This is a genomic window from Actinospineispora spinosispora DSM 44797, from assembly GCF_000429025.1.
GTDB classification, from domain to species: domain Bacteria; phylum Actinomycetota; class Actinomycetes; order Mycobacteriales; family Pseudonocardiaceae; genus Pseudonocardia; species Pseudonocardia spinosispora.
The window spans coordinates 110,388-128,453 of the sequence record NZ_AUBB01000031.1; the positions used below are offsets into that span (position 1 = coordinate 110,388).

Genomic DNA, 18,066 nt, shown 5'->3' on the forward strand with positions numbered 1-18,066 from the left:
GGCCGGTGGTGCCCTTCTGAGTGCCCGAAGCCGGCGTTGAAAGCGAGGCTCACCGCCTCTGGGAGACCACTCCACGATGCAGATCGAGGCCGTGTTCCGCCGATTTGGAAACACAGTTATTGCAGGTCAGATACGATAATCACCGATAGACCGATCGATAGACCGATCGATGGCACGGGTACGTGTTCATGTTTGTCATCCTCAGTGAGCGACAGCGCGCCGTTTCGAGGGCGAATAGGTCAGCGCACACCAGTTGCGGTATCTGCCAGAGGAGCCGTTCATGGTGACGAACAATCGGAGTACCGCGAGTGATGGTGGCACCCTGCCATGAGGATTGCCAATATCCGGTCAATGAGGGACGCTGCCCCGGTCGGCTCTGCCGTAGTCGTATATGTCGAGTGCGAATAACGCTGCTCGCGCGCGGACCGACCCGTCTCGATGATTGAGGAGTTGCGGATGGGCAGGCATGCCAGCGCACTCGACCGGGAAACCGCGCTCGGGCGCGTCATTGCGGTGACCAATGACAAAGGCGGCGTCGGCAAGACGTCGATCGTGGCGAACCTCGGTGGCCAGCTCGCGGCGGCCAACTACCGGGTGCTGCTGGTCGACCTGAATCGCCAGGCGAACCTAGCGGATGATCTCGGCATCCGGGAGAGCCCGGTCGACGACCAGGGCGACGGGCTGATCTCCGCGATCGTGCTGGACGGCAAACATCAACTTCCGGTGGCAAGCGGGGTCCGCCCGAACCTCGACGTCGTCTGCGGCGGCACCCGGCTCGAAGCGCTCACCCCGCTGATGGTCTCCAAAACCATGGGTGCGGGCGTCGGCTCGAACGAACCAAGCCCGTTCCTGGCGCTCGCCGACGTGCTGGTGCCGGTCGCCCAGCACTACGACGTCGTGCTGATCGACTGCCCGCCGGAGAACTTCATCCTCACCGACCTCGCGCTGGCCGCCGCCCGATGGGTCATCATGCCGACCAAGACCGACCTCGGCGGCCTGGTCGGGATGCGCCTGGTCGCGGAACGGTTCGCCAAGGCGAAAGAGATCAATCCGCTGCTGGGGCTGCTCGGAGCGGTGCTGTTCGGTACCGGGACGAAGTCCACCGCCATCCACACCGAGGCCCGCGATTCGATCACCAAGGCGTTCGGCGGGAACAGCCCGCTGTTCACCACGATGGTCCGGCACGCCGAACGCACCGCGCAGGACGCGCGTCGGCTCGGCAAGCTCGCCCACGAGCTGGAAGTGGAGGCGATGTCGCAGCCTGCCTGGTGGGAGCTCCTGCGCCGGGGCGCCAGGGCGAAGGCGGGCGTCTCGATGACCGCGGCGAGCGTGGCTTCGGACTACCGGGAGCTGGCGTTCGAGGTCCTCACCGTGTTGCGCAGCATGGAGGAATCGGCGGCCGAACCGGCCGGTACCCAGCGCAGGAATGCCTCGTGACCGGCGATCTGTCGAGCGCTTTCGGAGCCTCCGCCGCGTCCCGCGCCGGCCTGGACGGGCTGCTGCCGCCCCGCCCCCGGCCGGAGACGCCGACGGCACGCTCCGGCGAGCGCCCCGCGGCGACCATCCAGGTCGAACCTGCCGAGAAGGCGCCGACCCGACCGAAGACGCCGCCACCGTCCCGAGGCGCGGGCGCCGGTCGGCGGCTGCGGCCCGCACCCGCCGCGATCGCGCAGAGCCAGAGCTACCAGGTGACGGTCTACGTCCTGCCGGAAGCGAAGCTGGCGGCGCGGCAGCGCCGGGACCGCGACGGTGTCACCAACGCCGAGGTGGCGTTCGACGCGATCGACGCGACCTTCACCGACCTGCAGGAACTGCTGCGAGCCCAGCGCACCACAGAGCGCGCGGAGAACAGCCTGTTCCCGCCGAGACGCACCCCACGACGCAAGGCGAAGGTGCAGTCCCGCCGGGTCCTGTGGTCGATCCAGGCCACCGCCGACGAACTCGCGGTGCTGGACGAACTGATGGCCGAGATGGGCGCCGAATCGCGCAGCGAACTCATCGCGGCCGCGATCGAGGCACACCTGCTCACCAAAAACCGCAGGTAGGGGAACACCCCGCACCTTGTGGTCACACCGCGCTATGTGTACGTCAGGAGGGCGGCGGCAGGATGATCTGGCCGAAGGGTAGGCCGGAGAGCACCTGGGTGGTGGAATCGCCGACCATGCCGGGTTGGAACTGCCTGAGTTGGGTCTTCCCGTCCGGGGTCGGGACGGTGACGTACCAGTTCCCGTCCTGCTTGGTCACCATGTCGTTGGGTACGACCAGCACGTTCTCGATGGCGTTGGCCAGCACCGCCGTCTGCGCGGTCATGCCCTCCTTCATCCGGGGGTCGGACTGGGCCAGCTGGATCGTGGCCTGGTAGTTCGTCACGCCGGACACGTTGACGCCCCTGGGGGCCACGGCGAGTACCGTCCCGGTCCCGACGAGCCCGGGGATCGCGTCGAACGTCACCCGAACCTGCTGACCCGCCTGAACCTTCGCCGCATCCGATTCCTCGAAGGGCACCACGGCCTGGAAGGAGTTGATGTCGGTGAGCACCATGAACGCCCCAGCACCCGGCCTGGTCGCGGACAGCGAACCCGCTGAGGAGTTACCCGACTGGTCGCTGGTGGCCGCCGCGCCCACTCCAGGAATCTGCGCGTTGGTACCCGGAGCCAATGCGGTCTGCGCGCCGGATCCGGAGCTGACGAACTCACCCACCGCCCCGTTGATCACCGAGATCGTCCCGGCGACCGGGGCGGTCAGCGTCGTCTCGTCCACCTTCCGCTGTGCTTCGGCGACCAGAGCCTGCTGCGAGCCCACCGCCGCCGCCTGGCCCGCGATCCGGGACGGCCGGTCCGCATGCGACTGGCGTTCCAGGTTCTCCGCCTGCACGACCGCCTGGTGAGCGTTGTCGACCGCCAGCTTGCCCTGGACCAGGTTGACGTCGCGCTGCTTCTTCGACTGCTCGTAGGCGGTCTTCGCGTTGGTCGCATCGCCCTTCGCGCGTTCGGCGGCCATCTTCGCGTTGTTGGTGTCGTTGTCGGCCTGCTGCCGCGCAGCGGTGCACGGGCCGCTGGTCAGGAAGCTGACCGGGCGCACGGTGGCGGTCGATTCGCCCTGGTAGGAGCTGTGCGAGTCGTGCCAGCCGCCACCGCCACCCCGGTTGCCGCCACCCCATCCCCGACCGCCGGAGTCGCCGCCGCCCCAGGAGCCACGCCCACCGGGGCTGCCACCCGGGCTACCGCCACCGGGGGCGCCGCCTGCTTGGCCCGGGCTGCCGGCCGAACCCGACGCTCCGGGGGCGCCGTAGGAACCGGCGGTGCCTGGCGTGCCGTATCCGCCGCCCGAGGACCCGCCGCCGGGGTTGCCTGCCGGAGCACGACCGGCGTTGCCGTAGGAACCTCCTCGGGGGTTGCTCATGGATCCGCCGCCGGACCCGCCGCCGAGGTTGCCGAAGGAGCCGCCTGAGCCACCGCCCTGCTCGTACGACGATGGGCACGGCACGGAGTAGTCCTCGACGTCTCCCGCGTGGTCCCGGGTGAGCTGCACCTGGCGCTGGGCGAACTCCAGCGCCACCTGGTTGCGCTGCACCGTGGTCCGGTCCAGCTCCTGCTGCCTGGCCACACTGCTGCGTGTGGTCTGCTCGATCTGCCTCGCCTGATCGAGGGACCGCTGATTATTGGGCACGTCGAGGTTGTTCACCAGCAGATCCAGCTGGGCCTTCTCCTGGGTCAACAATGCCTGCTGCCGGACGAGTTCCTGCTGGGGATTGAAAGCATCCTGTTTCGCCAGAACCTGACCCGGGGTGACCTTGTCACCGACCCGGACATTCAGCTCGGTCAACCGGCCGGTCTCGAGGAAACCCAGGTTGCGGCTGGCGACCGCCGTCAGCGCGCCGGAGGACAGCACCCGGGTGGAGACCGAGCCCCACTCCGCTCTGGTCGGCTGGGCCGGCGGGGGCGGCGGACCGCCGCACGCGGCCGCGGCTGAAGCCAATACCAGTACCAGCGACATCGTCCGCGCGACGCGGATGGCTCGACGGTCTCGGACCAGGGTGGGGCGAGCAGGATGGTCCGTCAACTCCGCCTGCCTTTCCCGCCCGTGAAGCGCACTCGGTCAGGTGATCGCATCAGCCCAGGCTCCGTGAACCGAATTCAGGGCACACCTTTCCCGGCCAGAAAAATCTCATTATCGCCCCAGAAGTGCGAAGTGACGCTAACAGGGTCATTGCGATATCGACAAGCCGAGCCGACTAAAGCATTCTCAACATCGGTTTAACAAACACATAAGGCGTTTTCTCCGCCGATCCTGTCTCCATCCATTGTGTGTGGAAAACTTTGAAATCGGCCGCCGGTCATCCATGTGGGTGGTCCGCTGGGAGGTGCGGATCGGTAGCATCGCGACCTAGCGGTGGGTTGCGCCGTGTGACGAGTATCCACAGTCAACCCGCCTCGACCCGCTCCGGTCACAGCTCGGTGAGTTCCACCCCAGCGCCGGACACCGCTTCCGCGTACTCGGTTCTCGACAGACGGCCCGCGAGCTCGGGCGATCGGTGGCTTCCCATGACAAGCAGGACACACGTTTCCGGACTGGTCGGCGCGGCGGCGCTGCTGTGCCTCGCCGCGACATCCCTCCCGCACACCGCACCCGCCGCCACGGGCACATCCGCCCACGTGGCCACGATCGCGATGCTGACCGCCGAGCCGGGTGCTGGTGATGATGACGGCTCCGGCCAGGCGGCGCCGCCGCCGCCAGCGCCGACCCCGCCGCCGACGCCGGCGGGGCCTGGCAGTGGTTATCTCCCAGAGCAAGACAAGTACGGGACGGACCCCACCCAGCAGTCCACAGGCGGCTGAGGACTTCTCCGGCGCTCAGCCCGTGTTCGGGCAGCCCGATGATTGGCGGATTCTCGATGACGAGTTCAGCACCCATGAACGGCCGGCGGCCCGGTCATCACCCGCCCCCGGCGGGCGCGCCGGTAGTGCGAGTCCTCGGCGCCGCGGCGATGCTGTGGCTGGCCGGTGCCTCGCTCACCCAGCCCTCCACCGACCAAGCCGGTCCTGCCGTGCAGGTGACACTGGCCGCAACCATGACAGCGGCGCCCGACGACGGAACCACCGACGACGACACCAGCACCGGGGTATCCGCCCCGGTGACGAACACGAACCCCGGCAGCGGCTCCAGTACGCCGTCCACCCCCAAGAAGCTGCCGGATGGGATCATCGACAAGGGGGACCACTACGTCTTCCGAGGTACCGGCGCGACCACACGCGGCGGTAGCACCAACAAGGAGCTGGGGCTCCAAGACGATTCCATGCGAGCCGCAGCATCAGGCCTTCCAGTCGGCCGAGGTGGCGGCCTGCAAAAGGGCGTGAGCCATGAAACGCACGAGTTCACCCCCAATCCCTCGACCTTCAGTGTGCCGAACCCCGGCCTCGTCCAGGGCCAGGAGATCGTGGACGACAACGGCAAGACGACCGGCGTCGTTGACGCTAACGGCAAGGTGGTACCCCCGAGCACCAACCCCGCGGTCAGTAGTCCCGCGCCGAATCCCGGCCTCACCGAGGGCCAAGAGATCGTGGACGACAACGGCAAGACGACGGGCGTCGTCGACGCCGGCGGCAAGGTGGTCCCGGTGGCCAACACTCCCACAAAGCCGGCCGCACTCGAGACCCCCCTCGAGCCGGCGGCGACCGACACCTCCGCACCAGAGACGACACGGCCTGCCGACCCGGTGGCGACCGATATCACCCCATCGACCGGCACCACCCCCGCACCGCCAGAACAACCCACCGGCGGAGCGGCTTCCGATACTGCCATGACAGCCGCCCCCGCCGAGGGCTCTACCGCACTCGCGGCCCCCACACCTGCGGCGGCTCCCGCGGTCGAGGCTCCACCTCCGGCTGCAGCCGCGCCTCCGCCTGCCGGGTGATAAGCGGTCGGCAGAATCACCAGGGCCCGAGACCGGTTCCCGCCGGGGAACGGTCTCGGGCCCTGGTGATCGCTGGGAGAGGCCTCAGCGGTTCGCGTCAAGCGCCATCAACGTATTGGGCGAAACGGGAGCGTAGGTCACCGGCATCTGGTGGGACGAATAACCGTCGTTGATCTGAGGAATCTGATTGTTGAGCTGCGCCAGGTCCTGGGCCGTCGGCTGCGGAGACATGGCGGACGTGGTGTTTTCGAATGGGGAAGCCAACGGGCCGGCCGCTTCAGTGCCCGGGGCGGCGTTCGGGTCCGGCAGATCGGTCGGCGACACAAGCGCGACCGTCGCCACCGGGTGGTGGGCGCCGGTGTCGGACGGTGTGGCCCCGACCGCCGTCGCTCCGGCCAGCCAGGCCAGCGCCGCCGCGCCCACCAGTCCCGCCATCGGCAGGCGGGCACGCGTCGAACCCGTGGAATCGTGCGTGTCATGCCGGAAGGGGAAAGCCATTACGGTCACCTCGTCTGCTCGTTCGTTGATTGGTCGGTCGGCTGCGCGGGTCGTGCTGTGCTGTCCGGGGGCGGTAGGACGGTCAGGATCAGCGCGGTGATCACTAGCACCGCGATCAGACCGATCGCGATCTTGTACCGCAGCGCACCGAACGGGAAGTAGTTTCGGCGGCCTCGGCGCTTCGAGCGCCTCGGCGAGCGCCGCCGCCGGGTTCGTCGGTCCGTTCGCGTTCGGCTCACCGCACTGGTCAGCTGTCGTCGGACTTGTGCTTCAGCGCGTCGCGGATCGTGTCGGCGGCATCAGCGATCGTGGCGGCCGCCTCAGTGAACTTCTCGCCGAGATCGTGCATGGCGGAAGTCGCACCGGCCGCCGCATCGCCGCTGGTCTGGGCGGACGCACCGGCAGCGTCGGTGGGGCTCGGCGGACCGGGTGGGCTAGGTGCCTCGGGAGTGGCGGGCGCTTCAGGGGCGGCCGGTTCCTGTTCCGGCGCCGCACCCCCGGCCCCACCCGAACTCTGGCTCACGTTCTGCGCCGCGGCGCCCGCTTTCGCGGTGGCGTCGGCGGCGCCCGCCAAGGCCTCGGCGGCCTTCGCACCGCCGCTGGGGTCCCCTTCGTCGGTCGGGGCTCCACCGCTGGTCATGTGGTCGGCCTTGAACATGTCGGCGACACCGAACAGCTTGGCCAGCCCGGCGAGGAACCCACCGCCCTCGCCGTCCGACCCGTGCGCGCTGGTCACGACGTCTCCACTCGCGCCATTGCCCGTGGCGTTGTTCGCGTGCGCAGTGCAGAACGCGAGACAGTTGGCGTCGGCCTGGGCGCCACTGTCGCCGTCCGCACCGCTGTCGCCGCTGTCGCCCTCGCTGGAGAGCAGCGGATGACTGAACGCCATCGGCGCCACCGCCGAGGTGGGCTGCGCAGACGCCTGGAAAGCCGGGCTCAGCACCGCCCCGCCCAACAGCGCCAGCGTGGCGCCCGCGGTGACCCAGGCCCGTGGCCTGCCTGGTTCGGTTCGGCCTCGGGTGGCGGCCGTGGTGCGATCTGTCCGGGTGAGCATCATGGTCAGCAACCTTCGACACAGTGAACCGACGAGAACGGGGAACCGCGTCACGTGCCCGTGCATCCGGGCACGTGACGCAGCGGCGGAGGGGGTGTCTCCTGGGGCGTCGTGGCACCCGGGAACACACCTCGGCCGAGAAGTCCAGGCTCACCGCGCGTGGCCAGCGATAAACCTCTGCATTTCCTGAACCGATTGTTTCAGTTTTTCACCGAAACATCCGGATGGAACCAGTCTAACTATCGGCCAGAATAACGATCCTTCGCCTCGCGCGCTACTCCCACTCGCCTGATGAAGCATCACCCACTCGTGCAATAGTCTAGAGTGAACTCGGACTCCGTGTTTTATGGTCTAGAGTCCGGAGTCAGTCAAGAATGATCGGAAATGATCAAGGCGGGGCGCGATCGAGCACTTCGACTGTTTACCGTCGTCATGAAGATGGCTCCCCGTCGGTAGACGCCAGACCAAATTCTTCTCAAACGAAGCATCTGGTCACTCAGGTCACAGGAATTCGTCGATGACAACTATGGATGTGGACGACACCGAATCGACCGCGACCGACGACGGTGTACGGCTGTGCGCGCTGCCCGGCTGTGACACCCCCCTGCCGCCTTCAGCCGATGAGACGAAGCGGTACTGCTGTCCGGCGCATCGCAAGTCCGCCCGCAGGCATCGACGCGGCACGTCAGCCCCGGCCCACACCCGGGTGGCGAACGAGACCGACCATGGCGCTCCCCCCGAACCGCTCCATGACCATCAGCGCACCCATGGCTGGGACGGCGAATCGGATGATCAACCGACCCTGCCGGGGATCCCGGTGGTCCCGCCGCCGAGGCCCGAGGTCGATCCCACCGCGACCTGGATCACTCAGCCGATGGCCGCGGTCGGGGACCTCTCGACGAACGGCGCCGCGGCGAAGGAGTCCCCGTCGTGGTGGCCCGCGTTTGCGCCGCGCCGGGGACTGCGCACCCTGTGGTCGCGCACCACTGATCCATACGCCAGTGCCTGGACCAAGCGCCGGGCGCGGCGGGAGGCTGAGCGGCTCGCCGAGGCGGCGAGTGCGGCGGCGAGTGCCGCCGAGGCGGCGGCGATCGAGGCGGATGCGGCCGCGATGCTGGCCAGGCGGCCGCTGGTCGGTGAAGAGCCGCCGCCGGGCAGGACCCGCCGCCGGAGCGCGGGTGCGCGGGTGCGCTCGGTGGGGATCGCACCGAACCTGGTGTCCTCGACGGCATGGGCGGGCCAGACCGGCGAAGCGCTGGTGGCCGCGGTGCACAGCCTGAAGAACAACCGGCTGCGGTCGTTCCTGACCACGGTCGGGATCATCGCCGGTGTGGCGAGCGTTATCCTGCTGGTCGCGATGGGCGACGGCATGACACTCCAGTACCAGAACCAGGCCGACAAGCTCGCCAACCAGATCAACATCAGTCCGGCGCGCAGTACCGTCCCCAGCGGTGGGTCACCGAGGAACCTGACCGATGCCGACGTCGACGCGCTGCACAACAAGTCCCGCGCCCCGCACGTCACCGACGTCTCCCCGGTCATCGCCAGCAATATCGCGGTCACCGCCGGCCAGGCGAAGAACCGGGCCAACCTGGTCGGCGTTCAGCAGAACTATCTGCGCCTGATGGATCGGCACATCGTCGCCGGACGCTGGTTCACCGAGTCGCAGATCACCGGCAGCGACCGGGGCGCGGTACTCGGACCACAGGCGGTCGCCCTGCTCTACGGCCCGAAAGCCGATCCGCACAAACTCATCGGAAAACCGATCCGGCTGTCCCACAGTACGTTCACCATCATCGGTGTCATCGACTCGAACGGGCAGGCCGACAATCTGGTCGCGGTCCCGTTCGGCGCCGCCCGGTCCTATCTCACCGGAAACGACGGCGGCCGGGTCGACTCCATCGTGGTCAAGTCGACCAGCCTCGCCACACTGCCCAGGGCGATGACCGAGATCGCGACCGTCCTGGACGAACAGCACTTCATCCATTCCGTCGCGGACCGCGACTTCAACATCAACAACTACACCGAGTCCATCCGAAAGAGCCAGAACTTCGTCCACTACCTGAGCATCTTCATCGTCGCCATCGCGGCGATCTCGTTGTTCGTCGGTGGCGTCGGCGTCGCGAACATCATGCTCGTCTCGGTCACCGAGCGGACCAGGGAGATCGGCATCCGCAAGGCCGTCGGAGCCAAGACGAGCGCGATCCTGCGCCAGTTCCTCTCCGAGTCGGTCATGCTCACCGCGCTGGGCGGGCTGGTCGGTGTCGCTCTCGGCATCGGTTCCACGAAGCTGGCCGAGGTCGTGCTGCCGCACTACGGAGCGGGCGTCCCGAACAGTGACGTCCCGCTGCCGATCCTGACTGCCCAGCCGGTCCTCGTCGCGTTCGGGCTGAGCCTGCTCATCGGGCTCGCCGCCGGTGGCTATCCGGCGCACCGGGCCGCCCGGATGCCCCCGATCGAGGCCCTGCGCTTCGAATGATGCCGTTTGTTGTCGCCGGCCGGCGGTCGGGTACGCGGGCTGCGCCCGACAGCCCTCAAGCCATGATCACCACGATCTTGTAGCTGTTTTCAGGCGAAAAACAGCTACCAGACCGTGGTGATCAAGAAAACCGGTATGCGTGCTTCACTTGTGACTGGTGGGGCTGGCTTGAGAAGTCTCCGGGCGCAGCCCGCGCGCCCGACCGCCAGCCGACGAACGCACCCGCGCCAAACCCCACTCTCCCCGGTCCAGACCGCAGTGGACAGAACCACCACCAAAACCGCAGGTCAACAACATGATCGAACTAAGGTAAGTCGCATTGACGTGCACGTAGCGCGGTGTGGACGTGAGGTGCGCGGTGTCACCCACCAGCGTCCTGGCCACCAACTCAGCTGCGGCTGGTGACGAAGCCTTCGCGGATCAGCCAGTTGCGCGCCACCCGCGACCAGTCGGTGCCGTGGACGTCGGATTCGGCGTTCAGGTCGACCATCACCTCGTTGGTGAGCCGGTCCATCACCGGTTTGAGTACGTCAGCGATCTGTGGGTAGCGTGCCAGTACGTCGGAGCGGATGGACACCGCCGCTTTGTACTGCGGGAAGAAGTGCTGATCGTCGGCGAGCAGGGTCAGGTGCAGCGCCTCGATCCGGCCGTCGGTTGCGAACACGACACCGAACTGGCACGGGTTACCGGATGCGGTGGACTGGTAGATCGTCCCGGTGCCCATCACGTGCAGGTTCGCCGGCGGGAAGCGCATCCCGTAGCGGGCGGCCATCCCGGGCAGTCCGTCGCTGCGGCTGCTGAACTCGGTCTCCGAGCACACGGTGGCCTGCTGGGGATTCGCCTTGGTGAAGGCGGCCAGGTCAGACAGCGCGCGCAGGCCGTAGCGGGCGGCCGCCGAGGGGCCCATCGCGATGGCATAGGTGTTGCTCGCCCGCGCCATGTCCACCCAAGCGATGCCGTGCGCGACGTCCGCGCCTGCCACCGCCCGGAACATCTCGCCGGAGTCCGACAGTGGCTCGGTGTGGCGGTTGTAGTTGATCCACGAGGTGCCGGTGTACTCGGGATACAGGTCGATCTGGCCGGTCTGCAGCGCCGTGCGGGCGCTGTTGGAACCCTGGATGTTGGTCAGGTCGTGCACCTTCATCCCTGCGGCCTGGAGTGCGTAGATGAACAGGTATCCGACGTTGATGCTGTCGCTGAAGTCCTTGGAGCCGACGGTGATCGGCACGTCGGTCAGCTCGGGGACCGGCCGGATCGAACCGGGCCCCACCTCGGTGGGGACCGAGTTCCCCGAGCTCAGCCCGCAGCCCGCGATCAGCGGGCCGAGCAGCGCCGCGACCGCCAGCACCGCTGCCACCCCGCCCCGGAGCCCACGCATATTAACCACCGCGTTCACCGCAGGCCCCTCGGGCCGATCCAGCGCTCGGCCACTCCGCCGAGCCAGTCGATGAGCAGTGCCAGTGCCATGGCCATCAGCGCGCCGATCACCAGCACCGGGGTACGACTGAGCTTGTAGCCCGCGTCGATCATCTCGCCGAGTCCCCCGCCGCCGACGAAGGTCGCCAGGGTGGCGGTGCCCACCGCAAGCACCAGCGAGGTGCGCAGGCCGGCGAGGATGAACGGGAGCGCGAGCGGGAGCTCCACGGTGCCCAGCACCAGCGCACCGGACATCCCGATACCCCGCCCGGCCTCGCGCAGCGCGGGGTCGACGCTCTGGATACCCAGGATGGTGTTGCTCAGTACCGGCAGCAGCGCATACAGCGTGATGGGCAACACCGCGATCCAGAAATTGGCCCAACCGGACTGGTAAACCGCCAGGTAGAACAGCACGAGGACGCCGATCGAGGGCGCCGCCTGGCCGATGTTGGCGACGGCGAGGAACAGCGGCGCGACCGGCCGTCCCCAGCGCCGGGTCAGTGCGGTACCGAGCGGCACCGCGATGACGACGACCAGCACGGTGATCACCAGGGACAGCTGGACATGCTGCAGCACGAGTCGGCCGATGGCCGGGAAGTTCACCGTCCGCTGCTCGATCTCGTCGAACCGACCGACCGCGACCCAGCCGGCGACACCCACTATCAGCAGGGCCACGACCAGCGGCTGAAACCACAGCCGGATGGACTCAGCCCGACGACTGCCCGCGTCGGCGGCCGGCCACGGCCCGGGCCCCTGAGCCGGCTCGGCCTCCGAGCCAGGCGGTTCCGCCGAAATCGCTGAGGTCACCGCTGCTCACCGGCCTCTTCGGCGGTGGCGCGCAGCTGATTGATGGTAGTCATGACGGTGCCGATCTCGATCGTTCCGGCGTACCGGCCACGCTCCTTGGTCACGACCGCGGAGCCGCCCTCCGCGAGAATCGCCTCCAACGCATCCCGCAGGGTCGACTGCGTGGTGACGAAGTCGGTGATCGGTCTGCCGACCTCGGCGAGTGTGCCTGCGCCGGCCAGTTCCCCCGCTCGTACCCAGCGCAGCGGCCGATCCCGCTCGTCGAGCACCAGTGCGAAACGCCGGTTGCGCTGCTCGAGCTGCTCGCGGATCTGCGCCGGAGTCTCGTCCGACCGTGCGGTGATCGCCTCGTCGGCGAGCGGCACGTCCCGCACCCGGATCAGGGAGAGCTGCTTGAGCGAGGCACCCGCCCCGACGAACCCGGCCACCGTCTCGTCCGCCGGTTTGGCGAGGATGGCCTCCGGTGTGTCGTACTGCAGGATGGTGGATCGGGGCCCCAGCACCGCGATCCGGTCCCCCAGCTTGACCGCTTCGTCGAATTCATGGGTGACGAACACGACCGTTTTGCGCAGCTCCAGCTGCAGCCTCATCAACTCGTCCTGTAGGTTTCCCCTGGTGATCGGGTCGACCGCGCCGAAAGGCTCGTCCATCAGCAGTACCGGCGGGTCCGCGGCCAGTGCCCTGGCCACCCCGACCCGCTGCTGCTGCCCGCCGGAGAGCCGGCGCGGGTAGCGGTCGTGGTACTCGGCGGGATCCAGGCCGACCAGGTCGAGCATCTCCTCGACCCGGGCGGCGATCCGTTCCTTCGGCCAGCGCAGCAGTCTGGGCACCATGCCCACGTTCTGCGCCACCGTCAGGTGCGGGAACAGCCCCGCCTGCTGGATGGCGTATCCGATGGTGCGGCGCAGTTGAACCGCGTCCAGTGACCGGTTGTCCCGGCCGCCGATGGTGATGGTTCCCGAGGTCGGCTCGATCAACCGGTTGATCATCTTCATGGTGGTGGTCTTGCCGCAGCCGGATGGGCCGACGAAGACCACGACCTCGCCTGCCGGGATGTGCATGCTGCAGTCGTCCACCGCGGCCGGGGTAGCGCTTGCCGACCTTGTCCAGCTCGATGTCGACGCCGGACACGGCCGAAGGCGGCTCACCGATCGTCTGTTCAGCGGTCTGTGTCACGGATTCCCCTCGGGACGGTCAGGCGGGCGATGAGCAGGTAGACCCCGTCGAGCAGGAGCGCGAGGATGACGATGCCCAGCGTGCCCGCCGCGACGTTGTTGATCGCGTTGGCGCTGCCGATCTGGGCCAGCCCGGAGAAGATGTGCAGGCCCAGACCAGGGCCTTTGGCGTATGCGGCGATCGCGGCGATACCCATCAGCAATTGGGTGGCGACCCGCAGTCCGGCCAGAATGGACGGCCACGCCAGTCGCAGCTCCACCATGGTGAGTACCTGGATCCGGCTCATCCCGATGCCCTCGGCCGCGCCGACGGCGGCCGGGTCGACGCTGTCCAGACCGACGATGGTGTTACGGATGATCGGCAGCAGCGCGTAGAGCACCAGGGTGATGACCGTCGGTGTCACACCGAGCCCGAACACCGGGATCAGCACGCCGATCAGCGCGAACGACGGAATGGTGAGGATCGCGCTCGCCGCCGCTGCGGTGATGGCCGAACGGAGCGCACCCCGGTACACCGCGATCCCGATCAGCACCCCGATGACGGCGGCCACCGCCACCGACTGGGCCACCGCGCTGGCGTGCTGGTATGCGTCCAGCAGCAGGCCGGGTAGGTGGTCGAGCACATATCCGCCGAAACTCATCGCTCACCCGCCGAGCGCGGCGTGCAGGAACTCGTCGAGCAGCGCCACGACCCGCTTGAACGTCGGGTCGTCGTCGAACATCCACTCGGTGTGGCCGCGGTCGGGCAGCAGCTCGAGCCGTTTCGGTTCGCCTGCCTGGGCATACAGCGACCGTGCCTCCACCGGCTTGTACAGCTCGTTGCGCCCGCCGTGCACGATCAGCAGCGGGCGCGGCGCGATGCGATCCACCACCCGCTCCGGGGAGAACCGCAGCAGCAGGTCGGCCGATTCCAGGGTGACCCCGGTGCCGAAACCCGGCGCCTGATACAGCTGTTCGCCGACGTACTCGGTGGTGCGGTCGTCCAGGTTCAGCCGAACGATGTCCCACGGATCGGCGATCTCCGAGCGGCCGCTCATCGCCCGGTGGCTCCGGTCTGCCTCGACGCGGCGAAGCAGGCTCTCCCAGGACTCGTCATCGTGCATGCCCCGGGTGGAGCGGGTGCCGTCGGCGACTCCGTTGAGGCAGGCCACCGCCTTGACCCGGGGGTCTTCGGCCGCCTCCGCGATCACCACGCCACCACCCAATCCCCAGCCGAGAAGCGCCAGCCGGGACGGATCCACCTCGGGCACGGTGCTCAGCCGGTCGATCCCGGCGCGGACGTCCTCCACCCATTCCTGCGGGACCAGCCTGCCCCGTTCGCCCTCGCTGAGTCCGAAGCCGCGGTAATCGAAGGCCAGCACGGCGTAGCCGAGCGGGTTCAGCGCGCGGGCGAACCGCTCCGGGTGGATCACCTTCTGGCCCTGGTACCCGGAGCAGACCACCACCACCGGGGATCGGGTATCCCGCTCGGCGCCGCTGGGTAGGTGCAGATCCGCGTCCAGGCGCAGTCCGCTGGAGAAGAACGGCAATGCCTGGACACTCACGAACTACTCCTCATGTCGTCGGGCCGGTGCCCGTTCGGTGGTGGTGCCGTGGTCAGTGCACGGCTGAGCTGATCGGCGGCGGTGCGTACCTCGTTCCCGGCGCGCGCCATGGCGCGACCGAGCCGAAACGCGGGGCCGGAGATGTTGAGTGCGGCGACGATGTGGCCTCTGAAGTCCCGCACCGGCGCCGCCACACCGACCAGATCCGCCTCGAACTCCTCCTGCGTCGCCGCGTAGCCCAGCTCACGCGCCGCGCTCAGCCTGGCGAGCTGCTCGGTCAGGTCGGTGGTCGCGTTGGGCCCGTATTCGCCTGGCGGCGCATCGTCCAACAGCGCCTGAATCTCCGCGCCGGTGTGCTCGAACAGCAGCGCCCGGCCCGCCGACGTGCAGTGCATCGGCGTGCACCGGCCGATCCAGCCGACGGACTGGATGGACCGAGCGGGACTGTGCGACAGCACGGTGAGTGCCCCGGCACCGTCCAGCACCGACAGGTGGGCACGTTCACCGAGGCGGGAGACCAGGCGTCGAAGCACCTGCGGCGCCAGTGCACGTAGGTGCTGGTCGGCGGCACCGGCGGCCAGCGTGAACACCCGCCACCCCAACCGGTAGCGCAACGTCTCCGGGTCGCGGGCCACGAGGCCCACCTCGGCGAGTGCCTTGAGCGAACGCGAGACCTGGCTCTTCTCCCGGTGCAGCAGCCGCGCGATCTGCACGACACCGAGTCCGTCGCCGCCGGTCACCTCCGGGGAGCCGAGGACATCCAGGATCACGATCGCCCGGCTCAGACTGCTGGGGTTCCCCGAAAACACCCGGAGATAATCACCTGTCGTGGCTCCCGACACAATCGCAGTTGCTCTCCGTGCAACCGCCTGCCGACGCGTGAGCTCACGATATGCGGGGTACCACCAGTGATTCGGGGATGTCCGATGCGCAGGCGCGCAGCCGCGCCCGGTCGAGTCCTTCCCCGGCCAGCGCGTCCACCAGCAGTTCGATGGCCTCCGGCGCGGCCGGGGAGTCGGGCTGGCCGGTATCGGAGGACAGCACGATCCGGTCGAGTCCCACCTCGCGGGCGAACGCCGCGAGCATCGCGGGTGTCGCATCGGGTTGGTGCAGCAGCTGGTACGCGGTGATCTCCGCGTAGGCGCCGTCCGCGCACAGCTGCGCGGCCTGGCGCGCGGGCATCGCGGGCACCGTATAACTAGGGTGCGTCAGCAGCAGCCTGCGCACACCGGCCGCCTTCGCCACCGGCAGCAGCCAGGCGACCTCGTCGGTGCTGAGATGACCGGTGGCCAGTACCGCGTCCGCCTCCGCCACCAGAGCACAGATCTGGCCGACCGCCGCCTCGGCCGTCGGGTCCGCCGGCGGGATCGCATAGGTATGGCGAGGCAGCCGGGGAGCGACATCACACAGCCGGGGCAGACCCTCGGTCTCCTGGGTGTGCGCGTCCGCCGTGGGCATCCACACGACCCGTCCGCCGGAGAGCAGGGCGGCCGCGACCGCGGCCGGGTTCACCCCGCCGGTGTGCCGGTTGAGCGCGATACCGCCGAACACGCGGGTCCGCAGATCCCGCCCGGCCAGGTGCGCCCGTCCCACGGTCGACTCGTAATGCGCCTTGAGTACGCAGCCGGTGTAGCCGGCGGCTTCGTAACCGAGGGCGGTATCGATATCGTCGGCCCTTCGATCGGTCACATCGGGCGCCGCATGGACATGCAGATCGAACATGCGCCGACGATGCACCACATACCCACCGCCGCCAATCCCGGTTGCGGCCGACGCACCGGCTCGATTCCGCCGCGAGTCATGTCCCCCGTACTTCGCGACCGGACGGATAGTGGATCGCCGAATTGCGGCGCGCGCCGCGGGAAGCGGAATTGCGCCGCACTCTCGTCATGCGAAGGAATCGGCACCCTTGCTCCGGTTCGCGTGCCGAGCGAAAGTCGGTCTCCGCGGTGGCGAGACCGGCAGCCGATTACCCGCGGCCGACCGTGGACTCGATAGTCGGACGGCCCGCCACTCGCCGAGGGACCTCGAACGCTGATGCCGACTCCAGCGCGCAGCGCAATCGCGGTCCCCATCGCTTCGACGGTTCCGACCGTGACCGGTGTCGGTCCTCGGCGGTCGGGCAGGCACCCCACCGCGGCGCCCCGGACTGACGGTCGCCGGTGAGCCGAGCGATGCGATGCATCGGCGCTATCGAGCTCACTTCCGTACCGGTTCACTCGGTAGCCCCATCCGGGGTTGCCGGATCGTCGGACTGGGGGTGCTCCGGGTCGATCGATTTCGGGGGTTCCGATTTCGCGAAAGGCCCGCTACGATCATGACCGAGTGTGGTGACGGTTATGCCGTGTGCCGAGTCGCCATAGCGAAGCCGGTCACCCTCACTCGCCGCGTGACACCACTGCGGGCGTCGATGTTGGAGCCGAACGGCTCCGAGGTTGAAGCCCTGGTCAATGGGTGTAGCTGGGTGGGTTCAACCCCGGTACCCGAGTCGCGCGGGCTGTGTGGCGAGATGCGCCCACAGTGTTCATCTCTGTTCGTCTCTGCTTCTCACCCGTCCTGATCGAGAAGGTCCTCCCCGCCGGTGGCGGAGGAAGCCCAACTCGCCGGCGGTGGCAGCTCACGAGTTAGGTGATCAGGTCTGATGGGACCGGTACTCCGGGACAGGTGGCGGCACAGCCGTCGCCGCTCCCCGGTGTGCCCGAATCCCCCATCGGGTGCCTGGGTCCGGTTGCGCTCGGTACTGGCCGCCGTTCCGGTGTCCGGGTTGCTGGGCGCCATGGCGCTGCTGTGGTTGGCCGGAGCATGGCTCGCCGATCCCGGGTCGTCTGTCGAGACTTCTGGTTCGTCAGACGCACGCTCGGTGGTGTCGGCTCCGGTGACGCCGGTCGTGATGCTGGTGCCCACACAGGACGCGGCAGCCGGAACCGTCGCGCCCGCACCCACTGGGCCGGCGCCCTCGGCAGAGCCGGCCGTGAGTTCGAGCCCGGCGAGCGTTCCGGACGCGGCCCCTGCCGTACAGCAGCAGCCGCAGTCGCAGCCAGCTGCCACTCCGGTTAACGATCCGGTGCCCGCTAGCAATCCGACTCCGGTGCCCGCTAGCAATCCGACTCCGGTTGCTGATCCGGTGCCCGCTAGCAATCCGACTCCGGTTGCTGATCCGGTGCCCGCTAGCAATCCGA

At 68.5% G+C, this 18,066-nt stretch carries 15 protein-coding genes and 1 pseudogene; 5 read left to right on the plus strand and 11 right to left on the minus strand.

Features of this window, described 5'->3' with window-relative positions:
* Positions 1 to 456 precede the first annotated feature (456 nt).
* On the plus strand, positions 457 to 1,437 hold the full coding sequence (locus G406_RS47270; RefSeq protein ID WP_051342172.1) for a ParA family protein: 981 nt from the start codon (positions 457 to 459) through the stop codon (positions 1,435 to 1,437).
* The gene (locus tag G406_RS0115830; RefSeq protein WP_028934595.1) at positions 1,434 to 2,045 is read left to right on the plus strand and encodes a ribbon-helix-helix domain-containing protein; all 612 of its coding nucleotides are present in this window, start codon (positions 1,434 to 1,436) and stop codon (positions 2,043 to 2,045) included. The genes G406_RS47270 and G406_RS0115830 overlap by 4 nt, the downstream gene beginning before the upstream one ends.
* A gap of 43 nt (positions 2,046 to 2,088) precedes the next feature.
* On the opposite strand, the gene G406_RS54075 is transcribed toward G406_RS0115830, so the two are convergent.
* Positions 2,089 to 4,062 carry an efflux RND transporter periplasmic adaptor subunit gene (locus G406_RS54075; RefSeq protein ID WP_156934916.1) on the minus strand — a complete coding sequence of 658 codons (1,974 nt, stop codon included), beginning with the start codon at positions 4,060 to 4,062 and terminating at the stop codon, positions 2,089 to 2,091.
* 482 nt (positions 4,063 to 4,544) lie between these two features.
* Here G406_RS54075 and G406_RS56885 point away from each other — a divergent pair, with 482 nt between their 5' ends.
* Both G406_RS56885 and G406_RS0115845 read left to right on the plus strand, forming a co-directional pair.
* The gene (locus tag G406_RS56885; protein ID WP_156934917.1) at positions 4,545 to 4,838 is read left to right on the plus strand and encodes a hypothetical protein; all 294 of its coding nucleotides are present in this window, start codon (positions 4,545 to 4,547) and stop codon (positions 4,836 to 4,838) included.
* Positions 4,839 to 4,894: 56 nt separating this feature from the next.
* Positions 4,895 to 5,914, plus strand: a complete 1,020-nt coding sequence (locus G406_RS0115845; protein WP_156934918.1) for a hypothetical protein — start codon at positions 4,895 to 4,897, stop codon at positions 5,912 to 5,914.
* An 84-nt stretch (positions 5,915 to 5,998) separates the two neighbouring features.
* Here G406_RS0115845 and G406_RS0115850 read toward each other — a convergent pair whose 3' ends face one another.
* The 3 genes from G406_RS0115850 to G406_RS0115860 are packed head-to-tail and all read right to left on the minus strand — an operon-like array spanning position 5,999 to position 7,469.
* On the minus strand, positions 5,999 to 6,412 hold the full coding sequence (locus tag G406_RS0115850; protein ID WP_156934919.1) for a hypothetical protein: 414 nt from the start codon (positions 6,410 to 6,412) through the stop codon (positions 5,999 to 6,001).
* Positions 6,413 to 6,417: 5 nt separating this feature from the next.
* Positions 6,418 to 6,651: a hypothetical protein gene (locus G406_RS0115855; RefSeq protein ID WP_028934599.1), complete on the minus strand. Its 234-nt coding sequence runs from the start codon at positions 6,649 to 6,651 to the stop codon at positions 6,418 to 6,420.
* An 8-nt stretch (positions 6,652 to 6,659) separates the two neighbouring features.
* Positions 6,660 to 7,469, minus strand: coding sequence for a hypothetical protein (locus G406_RS0115860; protein ID WP_156934920.1), 810 nt, complete (start codon positions 7,467 to 7,469; stop codon positions 6,660 to 6,662).
* Between the two features lie 514 nt (positions 7,470 to 7,983).
* Between G406_RS0115860 and G406_RS0115865 the strand changes: the two genes are divergently transcribed.
* Positions 7,984 to 9,945: an ABC transporter permease gene (locus tag G406_RS0115865; protein WP_156934921.1), complete on the plus strand. Its 1,962-nt coding sequence runs from the start codon at positions 7,984 to 7,986 to the stop codon at positions 9,943 to 9,945.
* 388 nt (positions 9,946 to 10,333) lie between these two features.
* Here G406_RS0115865 and G406_RS0115870 read toward each other — a convergent pair whose 3' ends face one another.
* From G406_RS0115870 to G406_RS0115900, 7 genes and pseudogenes are all read right to left on the minus strand, one after another.
* The gene (locus tag G406_RS0115870) at positions 10,334 to 11,323 is read right to left on the minus strand and encodes a glycine betaine ABC transporter substrate-binding protein (RefSeq protein WP_028934602.1); all 990 of its coding nucleotides are present in this window, start codon (positions 11,321 to 11,323) and stop codon (positions 10,334 to 10,336) included.
* Positions 11,324 to 11,337: 14 nt separating this feature from the next.
* A complete protein-coding gene (locus G406_RS47280; protein WP_245607127.1) occupies positions 11,338 to 12,063 on the minus strand; it encodes an ABC transporter permease in 726 nt (241 codons plus the stop codon).
* Positions 12,064 to 12,164: 101 nt separating this feature from the next.
* Positions 12,165 to 13,320: pseudogene (locus G406_RS47285) on the minus strand (ABC transporter ATP-binding protein).
* 7 nt (positions 13,321 to 13,327) lie between these two features.
* Entirely contained in the window at positions 13,328 to 13,984 is a 657-nt protein-coding gene (locus G406_RS0115885; RefSeq protein ID WP_028934603.1) for an ABC transporter permease, read from the minus strand.
* Between the two features lie 3 nt (positions 13,985 to 13,987).
* Positions 13,988 to 14,887, minus strand: coding sequence for an alpha/beta hydrolase (locus G406_RS0115890; RefSeq protein ID WP_028934604.1), 900 nt, complete (start codon positions 14,885 to 14,887; stop codon positions 13,988 to 13,990).
* Complete coding sequence (locus G406_RS47290) at positions 14,884 to 15,696, minus strand: IclR family transcriptional regulator (protein ID WP_051342174.1); 813 nt, start codon at positions 15,694 to 15,696, stop codon at positions 14,884 to 14,886. Before G406_RS47290 ends, G406_RS0115890 begins: the two co-directional genes overlap by 4 nt.
* 76 nt (positions 15,697 to 15,772) lie before the next feature.
* Positions 15,773 to 16,609, minus strand: a complete 837-nt coding sequence (locus G406_RS0115900) for a DUF6282 family protein (RefSeq protein WP_028934605.1) — start codon at positions 16,607 to 16,609, stop codon at positions 15,773 to 15,775.
* Between the last annotated feature and the right edge of the window lie 1,457 nt (positions 16,610 to 18,066).